Source organism: Achromobacter sp. HNDS-1 (assembly GCF_040084795.1).
In the GTDB taxonomy this organism is placed as follows: domain Bacteria; phylum Pseudomonadota; class Gammaproteobacteria; order Burkholderiales; family Burkholderiaceae_B; genus Achromobacter; species Achromobacter ruhlandii.
The window spans coordinates 3,185,552-3,198,250 of sequence record NZ_CP157584.1 but is presented as its reverse complement, the minus strand read 5'-3'; the positions used below and the strand labels follow the sequence as shown (position 1 = coordinate 3,198,250).

Annotated in this window: 11 protein-coding genes; 6 read left to right on the top strand and 5 right to left on the bottom strand. The window is 65.6% G+C overall.

What is annotated here, in order from left to right; all coding sequences use genetic code 11:
- The first annotated feature begins 231 nt into the window (after positions 1-231).
- Entirely contained in the window at positions 232-1,155 is a 924-nt protein-coding gene (locus ABFG95_RS14875; RefSeq protein ID WP_175183279.1) for a LysR family transcriptional regulator, read from the top strand.
- A 121-nt stretch (positions 1,156-1,276) separates the two neighbouring features.
- On the opposite strand, the gene gyrB is transcribed toward ABFG95_RS14875, so the two are convergent.
- From gyrB to dnaA, 3 genes are all read right to left on the bottom strand, one after another.
- Positions 1,277-3,724, bottom strand: coding sequence for a DNA topoisomerase (ATP-hydrolyzing) subunit B (gene gyrB, locus ABFG95_RS14870; RefSeq protein WP_068950216.1), 2,448 nt, complete (start codon positions 3,722-3,724; stop codon positions 1,277-1,279).
- Positions 3,725-3,819: 95 nt separating this feature from the next.
- Positions 3,820-4,929: a DNA polymerase III subunit beta gene (gene dnaN / locus ABFG95_RS14865; RefSeq protein ID WP_049077351.1), complete on the bottom strand. Its 1,110-nt coding sequence runs from the start codon at positions 4,927-4,929 to the stop codon at positions 3,820-3,822.
- Between the two features lie 2 nt (positions 4,930-4,931).
- Positions 4,932-6,398: a chromosomal replication initiator protein DnaA gene (gene dnaA, locus ABFG95_RS14860; RefSeq protein ID WP_278991428.1), complete on the bottom strand. Its 1,467-nt coding sequence runs from the start codon at positions 6,396-6,398 to the stop codon at positions 4,932-4,934.
- A 426-nt stretch (positions 6,399-6,824) separates the two neighbouring features.
- Here dnaA and rpmH point away from each other — a divergent pair, with 426 nt between their 5' ends.
- The 5 genes from rpmH to ABFG95_RS14835 all read left to right on the top strand — a co-directional run bounded on the left by rpmH (position 6,825) and on the right by ABFG95_RS14835 (position 11,153).
- Positions 6,825-6,959 carry a 50S ribosomal protein L34 gene (gene rpmH, locus ABFG95_RS14855; protein WP_003816025.1) on the top strand — a complete coding sequence of 45 codons (135 nt, stop codon included), beginning with the start codon at positions 6,825-6,827 and terminating at the stop codon, positions 6,957-6,959.
- Between the two features lie 46 nt (positions 6,960-7,005).
- Complete coding sequence (locus ABFG95_RS14850; RefSeq protein ID WP_026382422.1) at positions 7,006-7,377, top strand: ribonuclease P protein component; 372 nt, start codon at positions 7,006-7,008, stop codon at positions 7,375-7,377.
- A 47-nt stretch (positions 7,378-7,424) separates the two neighbouring features.
- Complete coding sequence (yidD, locus tag ABFG95_RS14845) at positions 7,425-7,697, top strand: membrane protein insertion efficiency factor YidD (RefSeq protein ID WP_100503281.1); 273 nt, start codon at positions 7,425-7,427, stop codon at positions 7,695-7,697.
- Positions 7,698-7,745: 48 nt separating this feature from the next.
- Positions 7,746-9,434 (top strand): membrane protein insertase YidC, encoded by a 1,689-nt coding sequence (gene yidC, locus ABFG95_RS14840; protein ID WP_054418853.1) that lies wholly within the window; start codon positions 7,746-7,748, stop codon positions 9,432-9,434.
- Between the two features lie 273 nt (positions 9,435-9,707).
- Positions 9,708-11,153 carry a catalase gene (locus ABFG95_RS14835; protein ID WP_348994713.1) on the top strand — a complete coding sequence of 482 codons (1,446 nt, stop codon included), beginning with the start codon at positions 9,708-9,710 and terminating at the stop codon, positions 11,151-11,153.
- 301 nt (positions 11,154-11,454) lie between these two features.
- Here the strand turns inward: ABFG95_RS14835 and ABFG95_RS14830 are convergent, their stop codons facing one another.
- Together ABFG95_RS14830 and ABFG95_RS14825 are read right to left on the bottom strand one after the other, a co-directional pair.
- Positions 11,455-12,381: a pyridoxal-phosphate dependent enzyme gene (locus ABFG95_RS14830; protein ID WP_348994712.1), complete on the bottom strand. Its 927-nt coding sequence runs from the start codon at positions 12,379-12,381 to the stop codon at positions 11,455-11,457.
- A 113-nt stretch (positions 12,382-12,494) separates the two neighbouring features.
- Positions 12,495-12,689, bottom strand: a complete 195-nt coding sequence (locus ABFG95_RS14825) for a hypothetical protein (RefSeq protein WP_100503263.1) — start codon at positions 12,687-12,689, stop codon at positions 12,495-12,497.
- Between the last annotated feature and the right edge of the window lie 10 nt (positions 12,690-12,699).

Genomic DNA, 12,699 nt, shown 5'->3' with positions numbered 1-12,699 from the left:
CTGCCGCCGTGTCCGAATGCCGCTTGAGGGGTTTCGTTCACGTCGTCTGTCGGTATGGGCATATTAGGGATCCGCCCTCCGCCTGAGAATCCGCAACCGGGAATTGCATCCTTTCCATTTTTTGCATGATCCCCATGACCCGGACGTTTCCGGCCCGGCCTTCCCCGGGCGTTCTTGTTCGTCACATAGCCAGCCGCTATCATCGACGCCACTTTCTTTGCGAGAATCATCATGAACAAACTGCCGGATCTGGAAGGCTGGGCGATCTTCGCCAAGGTCGCCGACACGGGCTCGTTCGCCAAGGCGGCGGCCGAACTGTCCCTGTCCCAGGCCACGGTGTCCAAGACCATCACCCGTCTGGAGACCAAGATGAAGACCATGCTGTTCCACCGCACCTCGCGCAGCATGTCGTTGACGGAGTCCGGCTACGCGGCGCTGGAGCGCGCCGCCCGCATCCTGGAAGAGGGCGAGGCGGTCGAGGCCGAGGTCACCGAGAAATCCACCAGCCTGCGCGGCAAGATCCGCCTGGCCGCGCCCATGTCCTTCGGCGTCACGCACCTGGCGCCGATGCTGCCGCCCTTCATGCAGGCGCATCCCGACGTCGACCTGGAGATCGAATTCAACGACAAGCAGTCGGACCTGGTGTCCGAGCGCTTCGACCTGGCCCTGCGCATCTCCAACCTGGTGGACTCGACGCTGCTGGCGCGGCGGCTGTGCTCGGTGCGCATCCTGCTGGTGGGCGCGCCCGGCTACTTCAAACGCGCCGGCAAGCCCAAGCATCCGCGCGACCTGGCGCAGCACACCGCGCTGCAATACATGTACGCGCGCAACGGCTCGAGCTGGCGCTTCCGCCACGACAAGCACGGCGAGTTCTCGCAGTCGCTGCCGGTGCAGCTGAACGTCAACAACGCCGAGGCGCTGTCACCCGCGCTGCAGGCCGGCCTGGGCCTGGCGCTGCAACCGGAATTCCTGGCCTGGGAAGACCTGCAATCGGGCGCGCTGGAAACCGCCATGGACGACTGGCGGGTCGACCCCATCGCGCTGCACATCGTCACGCCGCCCGGGCGCCGGCGGCCGGCGCGGGTGCAGGCGCTGATCGAGTATCTTGCGGAACGGTTGACGGCGGAACCTTGGGCGAGTGACGTGCAGGGGTAGGCAACGGGCTGGGCAGGCGCCCCATGCAAAGGCGCCGGCAAATAAAAAGGGGCTGCGCAAGGCAGCCCCTTTTTCATGCATGCCGCGAAGCCCGGTAGGGCTTGCGGGCAACCCATCGCGCTCAAACGTCGATATTCCCCGCCGACAGCGCATGCGCCTCGATGAAGTTGCGGCGCGGCTCCACGTCGTCGCCCATCAGCGTGGTGAAGACCTCGTCGGCCGCGATGGCGTCCTCGATCTGCACGCGCAGCAGGCGGCGCACCTTCGGGTCCATGGTGGTTTCCCACAACTGATCGGGGTTCATTTCGCCCAGGCCCTTGTAGCGCTGCTTGGAGATGCCGCGTTCGGCTTCGCCGCGCAGCCACTGCATGGCCTCGCGGAAGTCGGAGACGCTTTGCTCCTTGCGCTTGTCGCCTTCGCCACGGGCGACCAGCGACTGCGGGCCGACCTTGCCGGAGAAACTCTTGGCGGCCTTGGACAGGATGGCGTAATCCGAACCGCCAATGAAGTCGGCGTCGATGATGCTGACGCGCACGTTGCCGTGATGCATGCGCTGGATCGACAGGCGATGGCGTTCGGTGGCCGCATCGAATTCGGGCACGACTTCGACGCCATTGCCGCTGATCGGATCGCGCATGGCATCGGCCAGGCGCTTGGCCGAATCGGCGGCGGCCTCGGCCGTGTCCAGATTGATCTCGACGCCCTCGGCCATGGCCGACAGCGCGGCCACGTCGAACACGCGCGACAGGCGCGCGATGACGCCGTCGGCGGCCACGTACTGGCGCGCCAGTTCGTTGAGCTCATCGCCGCGGATGATGTTGCCGCCCGCGATGATCTCGGCATCCTTCAGGGCCAGTTGCAGCATGAACTGCGCTTCTTCCTGGTCATCCTTCAGGTAGCGCTCTTCGCGGCCGACCTTGACCTTGTAGAGCGGCGGCTGGGCGATGTACACATAACCGCGCTGCACCAGCTCGGGCATCTGGCGGTACAGCAGCGTCAGCAGCAGCGTGCGGATGTGCGCGCCGTCCACGTCCGCGTCGGTCATGATGATCAGGCGGTGGTAGCGCAGCTTGTCGACGTTGAAGTCCGGGCCGATGCTGGTGCCTAGCGCGGTGATCAGCGTGGCGATCTGTTCGCTGGCGATCAGGCGGTCAAAGCGCGCCTTCTCGACGTTCAGCACCTTGCCGCGCAGCGGCAGGATGGCCTGGAACTTGCGGTCGCGGCCCTGCTTGGCCGAGCCGCCTGCCGAGTCGCCCTCGACGATGTACAGCTCGCACAGCGCCGGATCCTTTTCCTGGCAGTCGGCCAGCTTGCCGGGCAGGCCGGCGCCTTCCAGCACGCTCTTGCGGCGCGTCATTTCGCGCGCCTTGCGGGCCGCTTCGCGCGCGCGGGCGGCTTCGACGATCTTGCCGCACAGGGCCTTGGCGTCGTTCGGATGCTCCAGCAGCCAGGTTTCCAGCGTGCGGGCCACGGCCTCTTCGACCGCCGGACGCACTTCGCTCGAGACCAGCTTGTCCTTGGTCTGGCTGCTGAACTTGGGCTCGGGCACCTTCACCGACAGCACGCAGGCCAGGCCTTCGCGCATGTCGTCGCCGGAGGTCTCGACCTTGGCCTTCTTGGCCAGTTCGTTGTCGGTGATGTACTTGTTGATGATGCGGGTCATCGCCGCGCGCAGGCCGGTCAGGTGCGAGCCGCCGTCGCGCTGCGGGATGTTGTTGGTGAAGCACAGCACGCTTTCGCTGTAGCTGTCGTTCCACTGCATCGCCACTTCCACGCCCACTGGCACGCCGCCCGCCGACGACTCGGTGGTGACCGAGAACACGTTCGGGTGCAGCACCGTCTTGGCGCGGTTGATGTATTCGACGAAGCCCTTCACGCCGCCGGAGAAGGCGAAGTTCTCTTCCTTGCCCTGGCGCTGGTCGATCAGGCGGATCTTGACGCCGTTGTTCAGGAACGAGAGCTCGCGCAGGCGCTTGGAGAGGATCTCGTAGTGGTATTCGACGTTGGTGAAGATGATCGGGTCGGCCAGGAAGCGCACTTCGGTGCCGCGCTTGTCGGTCGTGCCGGTCACGGCCAGGGGCGCGACGCGCTCGCCCTGGCGGAATTCCATCTGGTGCACTTCACCGTTGCGGCGGATGGTCAGGCGCAGCCACTCGGACAGCGCGTTCACGCACGACACGCCCACGCCGTGCAGGCCGCCGGACACCTTGTAGGAGTTCTGGTCGAACTTGCCGCCGGCGTGCAGTTCGGTCATGACGATTTCCGCCGCGCTGCGGTGGAATTCGTCGTCCTTGTGGATATCCGTGGGAATGCCGCGGCCGTTGTCGGTGACCGAGATAGAGTTGTCGGTGTGGATGGTGACGACGATGTCGTCGCAATAGCCAGCCAGCGCTTCGTCAATGGCGTTGTCGACGACTTCGAACACCATGTGGTGCAGACCGGTGCCGTCCGATGTGTCGCCGATGTACATGCCGGGGCGCTTGCGCACGGCCTCCAGCCCCTTGAGCATCTTGATCGAGTCGGCGCCGTAGCCGCCGTTCTCGGGAGTGGTGTTCTGCTGATCTGACATGTCTGTATCGATAACGCTTTAAAGAACGGCCTGGCGGCCGGACCGCCGGCGGGCCATCGGGCCCGCGGGCGGCACAAACCCACAGCTGCGCGGACTCAGATCCGCATGGGCATGACGACGTACTTGAACTGGTCGTCTTCGGGCAGGGTGATGAGCGCCGACGCGTTCGCATCGGGCATGACCGACCACTGGATGTTGTCCACCTTGACGTTGGACAGCACGTCGAGCAGATAGCCGACGTTGAAGCCCACGTCCAGCGGCTCGTGGCCGTAGTCGATGTCGATTTCTTCCTGCGCCTCTTCCTGCTCGGCGTTGGAAGAAGAAATCTTCATCTGGTTCTGCGCCAGTTGCAGGCGCACGCCCTTGAACTTGTCGGTGGTCAGGATGGCGGCGCGCTGCAGGCTGCCCTGCAGGGCTTCGCGGTTCACCAGGAAGTGGCGCGTGTAGTTGGTCGGGATGACGCGGGTGAAGTCGGGGAACTTGCCTTCGACCAGCTTGGACACCAGCTCGACGTCGCCGAAGCGGAAACGGATCTGGCCCGGCGCCACGTCGATCGAGACGGGTTCGTCGGAGTCTTCCAGCAGGCGCTGCATTTCCAGCACGGTCTTGCGCGGCACGATCACTTCGTGGCGCTCGCTGATGCCGTCGGCTTCGGTGGAGCAGTGCGCCAGGCGGTGGCCGTCGGTGGCGACCGCGCGCACGCGGCCCGGTTCGAACACCAGCAGCATGCCGTTCAGGTAGTAGCGGATGTCCTGTTGCGCCATGGCGAAGTGCACCATGTTGAACAGGTGGCGCAGCGTGCGTTGCGGCATGGTCAGCGACACGTCCCACTGCTCGGGCTGGGCCACGGTGGGGAATTCGCTGGCGGCCAGCGTCTGCAGCGCGAAGCGGCTCTTGGCCGACTGCACCGACAGCTTGTTGCTGGCCAGCGCCAGGCGCACGTCGCCGGTGTCCGGCAGGGCTTTCAGGATGTCCAGCAGCTTGCGCGCCGCCACCGTGGTGGACTCGTTGTCGTGACCCACGCCGAAGTCGGCGTGCGTGGTGATCTGCACTTCCAGGTCGGTCGCAATGAAGGCAACCTTGTTGCCTTCCTTGCGCATCAGGATGTTCGCCAGGATGGGCAGGGTATGGCGTCTTTCGACGATGCCCGCCACGGTCGACAGCGGTTTCAGCAATGCATCGCGTGTGGTTTGTACGAGTTGCATGGTCATCCTTTTAGAGTTTGTTCCAACACGTGCAGGGTATGGTTGAGCTCCGCTTGCTTGGCGCGGGCGTCGGAAATCTTGCGTACGGCGTGCAGCACGGTGGTGTGGTCACGGCCACCGAACAGATCGCCGATTTCCGGCAGGCTTTTCTGGGTCAGCTCCTTGGCCAGGTACATGGCGACCTGGCGCGGCAAAGCGATATTGGCCGGCCGGCGTTTCGAATACATGTCGGCCACCTTGATCTTGTAGAAATCCGCCACCGTCTTCTGGATGTTCTCGACGGTGATCTGGCCGTTGGACACGGACAGCAGATCCTTCAAGGCTTCCTTGCAGACGTCCACGGTGAGCACGTCGCGGCCGTGGAAACGGGCATAGGCCAGCACCTTGCGCAACGCGCCTTCGAGCTCGCGCACGTTGCTGCGCAGGTGCTTGGCGATGAAGAACGCCACTTCCTCGGGCATGGGCACGCCTTCGGACTCGGCCTTGCGCAGCAGGATCGCCACGCGCATTTCGAGTTCGGGCGGCTCGATCGCGACCGTCAGGCCGGAATCGAAGCGCGAGATCAGGCGGCTGTCGATGCCCGACAGTTCCTTCGGATACGTATCGCTGGTGATGATGATCTGCTTGCGCTGCGCCACCATCGCTTCGAACGCATAGAAGAATTCTTCCTGCGTGCGGTTCTTGCCGGAGAAGAACTGGATATCGTCGATCAGCAGCAGGTCGAGCGAATGGTAGTAGCGCTTGAAGTCATCGAATGCCTTGCGCTGGTACGCCTTGACCACGTCGGACACGTACTGGTCGGCATGCACGTAGCGCACGCGCACCCCGGTGCCCGCCGCCACCATGGCGTTGCCGATAGCGTGGATCAGGTGGGTCTTGCCCAGGCCCACGCCGCCGTACAGGAACAGCGGGTTGTACGACGTGCCCGGGTTCTCGGCCACCTGCAGCGCGGCGGCGCGCGCCAGCTGGTTGGCCTTACCCGTCACGAAGTTCTCGAACGTCAGGTCGGTGTTCAGGCGCGAGCGCTCGTACACGATGTTGGCGGCGTCCGCGTTCACGGCCGCGGCCGCCGCGGTGGTCGCGACGGGGGCGGGCGCGGCGGGCTGCTGCGCCGGCATGCCGGGTGGCGGCGCGCCGCCCATGGGCATGGCGCCCGCGGACGCGGACGGCGCGGACGGCTGCGCGGCGCGCACCGGCGCCACCGGCATGCGCGGCGTGGCGCCCTGCGTGGGCAACTCGAACAGCACCTGTACCGGACGCTCGAACCACTCCGCGGCCAACGCTTCGATCTGGTGGGAGAAGTTCTTGCGCACCCAGTCCAGCTTGAACCGGTTGGGGGCGGCAACGCGCAGCACCGCCTGCGTTTCGTCATACGCAAGCGGGACCAGCGGTCGTATCCACGCGCTGATTTGTTGGGGGGGGAGTTCCTGCTCAAGACGACTGACGCAGGTCTGCCAGAATTCTTTCATGTCGCTCTTATTCAAACCTCGATTCTACCTTGCCTGGGCACGGGTTATCCACAGGGTAGGGCATGGGCGTGCACAATCTGCCCCCTTAACTGTTTGACAAGACAGGGAAAACTTGCTGAAATGGTGGGCTTTTCCGAATTCTGTCTGTCAGAAGGTTTCGCAGAAGGCCCAGGTTCACACGGGTAATAGGGTAATGGTTACACTTACCCCGCCCCCGGAACTGTGCCTTGCTGAATAGGTCGCCCGGGTATTGCCCGGACCAGAGCCCCGTCTACAAGCCTGTCTTTGCCAGCGAATCCGCATGTGCATGTCAATGTCACATACGGATTCGCAGCGAAACGCTTACTAGATACCCGCTACCGGATTTGCGACCAGGAACCCTCCGGGCAGGTCCCTTCTGACTTTTGTTCTTTTTGTGGATCGTCCATGAAACGCACCTACCAACCTTCCGTTACCCGCCGCAAGCGCACCCATGGTTTCCGCGTGCGCATGAAGACCCGCGCTGGCCGCGCCATCCTGAACGCCCGCCGCGCCAAGGGCCGCAAGCGTCTGGCCGTCTAAGTCTCGCTGTCGCGCAGACACTTGACCCACGCCTGACCCGCAGTCCATGCCGCGCGCCACGCTTCCGCCGGAGGCGCGGCTGCATCGCCCCTCCGAGTTCGCCGCCGCCCTCAAAGGCCGGCGTCTGGCCCGAGGGGCGTTTTTCGTTGTGAGCGCCGCTTCCAACGATCTGCCCCCCGGCCAGGCTCCCTGTGCCCGGCTGGGCCTGGTGATCGCCAAGCGCTTCGCCGCCCACGCCACCACGCGCAACGCCCTCAAGCGGGTCATCCGCGAGGCGTTCCGCCACCGGCGGCTGGGGTTGCCGGCGAAAGACTACGTCGTCCGGCTGCACAGCAAGGTAACGCCCGCCACGCTCACCGCGCTGAAACAGGCGGCCCGGGCCGAAGCGGACGCTCACTTCGAGCGGATCGCGCGATGAACGGCCCATCCCCCCGGCAGGCAGGCCGCGCGCAGCGCGGGCGTTCCGTGGGGGCCGCAATCCTCATTGCCCCGATCCGGTTCTACAGGTTTTTCCTGAGTCCCTGGATCGGCCGGCAATGCCGCTTCACCCCGACCTGCTCGGCGTACGCGATCGAGGCGATCGAGCGCCACGGACCCTGGCGCGGCTTCTGGCTGATGCTGCGACGCATTGGCCGCTGCCACCCCTGGTCGCCCGGCGGCTGGGACCCGGTTCCCGCCGACAAGGGAACCAAGCGCGGGGCCTGCTGCTCCCATGGCCACCGCACCGAGCATGATTGACGCTAAACTGGCGGGCTTTGCTGGCCCGTATTCACTTCAGTAGGCACCATGGATATCCGACGAACCGTCCTCTGGATGATTTTCTCCTTCTCGCTGTTGCTCCTTTGGAACAACTGGCAGATCCATAACGGCAAACCGTCGTTGTTCGGGGCGCCCACGCCCACGGCCAGCACGACCGCCAACGGCACGCCGGCCGCCGCGAACAACGCGACGCCCTCGGTGCCCAATGCGCCGCCCGCGACCGCCGCCGCCGCGCCTTCGGCCGTGCCTGGCGCCGCCGCGCCGGTGCCGACGCGCTCGGAAGAAGTGGTCGTCACCACCGACGTGCTGCGCCTGACCTTCGACACGCTGGGCGCCCAACTGGTGCGCGCCGAGCTGCTGAAGTACCCGGCCACCGGCCAGCCCGACAAGCCCACCGTGCTGCTGGACCGCACCGCGGGCCTGAACTACGTTGCCCAGACCGGCGTGGTCGGCGCCGCCAACGGCCAGAATTTCCCCACCCACCAGACGCCGTTCCGCGTGGTCTCGACCGACCGCCAGCTGACCGGCGACAGCCTGGTGGTGGCGTTCGAAGCCGAATCGGGTGGCGTCAAGGTCACCAAGACCTTCACGCTGCATCGCGGCCGCTATGACATCGACGTGCGCCACGACCTGGCCAACGTCGGCGCCGCCCCCGTGACGCCGGCGCTGTACCTGCAGCTCGAGCGCGACGGCAACGATCCGGCCGATACCTCCAGCTTCTATCACACGTTCACCGGCATTGCCGTCTACTCGGAACAGGACAAGTTCCAGAAGATGACCTTCGCCGACATCGAGAAGAAAAAGGCCAACTACATCAAGCAGGCGGACAACGGCTGGATCGCCGTGGTGCAGCACTACTTCGCCACCGCCTGGGTGCCGCCGCAAGGCAAGCCGCGCAACAACGAAGTGCTGGAAGTGCAGAAGAACCTGTACGCCGCCCGCACCATCGAAGCCGTCGGCGAGATCGCCCCGGGCGCCGCCGCCCGCGTCGATTCGCACCTGTGGGTCGGCCCGCAGGACCAGAAGGCCATGGCGGCGCTTGCCCCCGGCCTGGAACTGGTGGTCGACTACGGCTGGCTGACCATCATCGCCAAGCCGCTGTTCACGCTGATGACCTGGCTGCACTCCATCCTGGGCAACTGGGGCTGGACCATCGTCGCCCTGACCGTGCTGATCAAGGCGCTGTTCTACCCCCTGGCCGCCGCCAGCTACCGCTCCATGGCCCGCATGAAGCAGGTCGCCCCGCGCCTGCAGGCCCTGAAGGAAAAGTACGGCGACGACAAGCAGAAGCTCAACGCGGCCATGATGGAGATGTACCGCACCGAGAAGATCAATCCGCTGGGCGGCTGCCTGCCGATGGTGGTGCAGATCCCGGTGTTCATCTCGCTGTACTGGGTGCTGCTGGCCAGCGTGGAAATGCGCGGCGCGCCGTGGATCCTGTGGGTGCACGACCTGTCGATCCGCGACCCGTACTTCATTCTGCCCGCCATCATGATGGCCACCATGTTCCTGCAGATCAAACTGAACCCGACGCCCCCGGACCCCGTCCAGGCCAAGGTCATGATGATCATGCCGCTGGTGTTCGGCGGGATGATGTTCTTCTTCCCGGCCGGCCTGGTGCTCTACTGGTGCGTCAACAACACCTTGTCGATCGCGCAGCAGTGGTCCATCACGCGCGCCATGCAGCGCAAGACGGAAGCCGCGGCCAACCGCTGACCTTCTGCTCGCGCAATGAAAAGCCGGCCCTCAGGGGCCGGCTTTTTTTGTCCATGTTTCAGCGCGGTTTGTCGGCGATGCGGGTCAAGTCGTGTTCATCATAGTTATTTTCAATTGAATTTGGTTAATCAATCAACTTCACACTACAAACGATGACCCCTATGATGTGTCGGAGATATCCCTCCGGCCGGCAATGATACGGAGCGGTATCCGATCACGTTGCGCGGCCCCTGAGGCGCCGCGCATTCCAGGAATTACGTAGGGAGTGTGTCCATGACCGACAAGAAGCATCTGACCACCGCCTCGGGCGCCCCGGTGGCCGACAACACCAACACCCTGACCGCCGGTCCGCGCGGCCCGGCGCTGTTGCAGGACTTCTGGCTGATAGAAAAGCTCGCCCATTTCGACCGTGAACGCATCCCCGAACGCGTGGTGCACGCCAAGGGCTCGGGCGCCTACGGCACCTTCACCGTCACCCACGACATCACCAAGTACACCCGCGCCAGCATCTTCTCCAAGGTCGGCAAGCAGACTCCGTTGTTCCTGCGTTTTTCGACCGTGGCCGGCGAACGCGGCGCCGCCGACGCCGAGCGCGACGTGCGCGGCTTCGCCATCAAGTTCTACACCGACGAAGGCAACTGGGACCTGGTCGGCAACAACACCCCGGTGTTCTTCATCCGCGACCCGCTCAAGTTCCCCGACTTCATCCACACCCAGAAGCGCGATCCCAAGACCAACCTGCGCAGCGCCACGGCGGCCTGGGATTTCTGGTCGCTCAGCCCCGAATCGCTGCACCAGGTCACCATCCTGATGAGCGACCGCGGCATTCCGGCCAACCTGCGCCAGCAGCATGGCTTCGGCTCGCACACCTTCAGCTTCGTCAATGCCGAAGGGGAACGCTTCTACGTGAAATTCCACTTCAAGTCGCAGCAGGGCATCGCCTGTCTGACTGACGAGGAAGCCGCGCAGGTCGTGGCCCACGATCGCGAGAGCTCGCAGCGCGACCTGTTCGACAACATCGAGCAGGGCAACTTCCCGAAGTGGACGCTGAAGGTGCAGATCATGCCCGCGGCCGAAGCCGAGACCTATCACATCAATCCGTTCGATCTGACCAAGGTGTGGCCGCACGGCGATTACCCGCTGATCGAAGTGGGCGTGCTGGAACTGAACAAGAACCCGGAGAACTACTTCGCCGAGGTCGAGCAGGCCGCCTTTACGCCCGCCAACGTGGTGCCCGGCATCGACTTCTCGCCGGACAAGATGCTGCAGGGCCGCCTGTTCTCCTACGGTGACACGCACCGCTACCGCCTGGGCATCAACCATCACCAGATCCCGGTGAACGCCCCGCGCTGCCCGTTCCACAGCTATCACCGCGACGGCGCGGCCCGGGTCGACGGCAATGCCGGCGGCACGCTCAACTACGAACCCAACAGCGCCGGTGAATGGAAGGAAACCCCGTCGGCCGGCGAACCGCCGCTGCCGCTGGACGGCCAGGCCGCCGCGCGCTGGAACCACCGCGTCGATGACGACTACTACTCGCAGCCGGGCGCGCTGTTCCGCCTGATGACGCCGGCGCAGCAGGAACTGCTGTTCGGCAACATCGGCCGCCACATGGCCGGCGTGCCCGAGGAAATCCAGCGCCGCCAGCTGGAACACTTCCGCAAGGCCGATCCGGCCTACGCGGCGGGCGTGGCCAAGGCGCTGGGGCTGAAGCTGTAAGGCGGTAAGGGCCGCGTCCACGCGCGGCCGACACGCCGTGCAATACACATCGGGCGGCCCGCGGGTCGCCCGATTTCTTTGTCTATCGAGCGCTTTTCGCCGGCCTTCACGGCTTGTTCCCGTGGCCGCGTCCGCATTCCTCGCCTGCGCTTTGCTCCCGAAACCGCCGCAAGCGACTTTTCCACAGCAGGGCCGAAAAAAGTTATCCCCATTCGTCCACAGCCAATTCACAGGCAATCCACAGGATTTTCACAGGCGCTGTGGATAGTCTTGCCCGGGCATGCTGTGGAAAACCCGCTTGCTAGTATTTCAGGCCCGTATCGCACAGCACCGTGGCCACCGTCGCGTCCGCACGCAGCCGGCCCGAGCGCAACAGCCTGGCGGCCGCGCATACATTGGCGGCGGCGGAATAACCCACGTACAGGCCCTCGCGCACGGCCAGCAGGCGCCGCCATTCCTGCGCCTCGTCGTCGGTGACCGCAATGCTCAGGTCCATCAGGGACGGATCCCAGTGCGGCGGCACCGCGCCATAGCTGGTGCCCTGGATCAAGTGGCGCGCCTTGGTCACCGGCGCGCCGGCCAGCACTTCGCAGCCCAGCGGCTCGACCGCCGCGCAAACGGTGGCGGCGCTGGCCGCCTTGAGCGCGCGCGCCACGCCCATGAAGGTGCAGCCGGTGCCGACGGCCGCGACCCAGCCGTCCACGGGCGCGCCAAGCTGTTGCAGGATTTCGCGGCCGGTGCCGCTTTCGTGCGCGGCCATGCATTCGACGGCGTTGAACTGGTCGACGTAGAAGCCGCCGCGTTCGCGCGCCAAAGCCGCCGCCACCTCGGCCGCCGCCTGGACGTCGGCGCCGGTGACCTGCCCTGGGGCGCCATCGACCTGCGGCACCAGCACCACCTCGGCGCCCAGTCCTTCCAGCATGCGGGCGCGGGCCGGGCTGTTGCCCGCGGACATGGTGACCACCAGCGGATGCCTTAGCGCGGCGCAGGCCACGGCCAGGCCCGCCCCCATGTTGCCGCTGGTCATCTCCACCACCGGCATCCCGGGCGCCAGGCGGCCGTCGGCGCGCGCGGCCAGCAGGATGGCCTTGGCGGCGCGATCCTTGACGCTGCCGCCCGGTTGCAGGAATTCGGCCTTGGCCACGATTCGGCCGGGACCGTCGTGCGCCCGGCTCAACGTGATCAGGGGGGTGTTGCCGATGAGTTCAATGGAAGAGGTTGCCAGCATGTCGAGTCCGATAGGCGCAACCGCGCGCATCCGTGGGATGCCGAAGGCGCGGTCGATGCGTACCGGACTATTTTAGGGATGCTGGGGTATCCACAGGTCGGGGCGGGCGCCGCTCACCCGCGTCGGGGCGCGATCCCGGACGGCGCGAGGGCCGTATCGTGCGCGGGCGTGGCGCGGACGCTGTCGATGGACGGGGCGGCCAGCGCGGGCGTGGGCGAGGCCAGGGCCACCACGGCCAGCGCCAATGCCACGCCCGCCGCCGTGACGGTGCGGATCAATCGTTCGCGCAGTTCAGGAGACAGACGCATGGCGTTCCTT

Excerpts from the sequence above, each read along its gene's own strand:
- dnaN (WP_049077351.1), bottom strand. The coding sequence starts at position 4,929 with ATGCAACTCGTACAAACCACACGCGATGCATTGCTGAAACCGCTGTCG.
- yidC (WP_054418853.1), top strand. The coding sequence starts at position 7,746 with ATGGATATCCGACGAACCGTCCTCTGGATGATTTTCTCCTTCTCGCTG.
- ABFG95_RS14850 (WP_026382422.1), top strand. The coding sequence starts at position 7,006 with ATGCCGCGCGCCACGCTTCCGCCGGAGGCGCGGCTGCATCGCCCCTCC.
- ABFG95_RS14825 (WP_100503263.1), bottom strand. The coding sequence starts at position 12,689 with ATGCGTCTGTCTCCTGAACTGCGCGAACGATTGATCCGCACCGTCACG.
- ABFG95_RS14830 (WP_348994712.1), bottom strand. The coding sequence starts at position 12,381 with ATGCTGGCAACCTCTTCCATTGAACTCATCGGCAACACCCCCCTGATC.
- rpmH (WP_003816025.1), top strand. The coding sequence starts at position 6,825 with ATGAAACGCACCTACCAACCTTCCGTTACCCGCCGCAAGCGCACCCAT.
- ABFG95_RS14875 (WP_175183279.1), top strand. The coding sequence starts at position 232 with ATGAACAAACTGCCGGATCTGGAAGGCTGGGCGATCTTCGCCAAGGTC.
- gyrB (WP_068950216.1), bottom strand. The coding sequence starts at position 3,724 with ATGTCAGATCAGCAGAACACCACTCCCGAGAACGGCGGCTACGGCGCC.
- dnaA (WP_278991428.1), bottom strand. The coding sequence starts at position 6,398 with ATGAAAGAATTCTGGCAGACCTGCGTCAGTCGTCTTGAGCAGGAACTC.
- ABFG95_RS14835 (WP_348994713.1), top strand. The coding sequence starts at position 9,708 with ATGACCGACAAGAAGCATCTGACCACCGCCTCGGGCGCCCCGGTGGCC.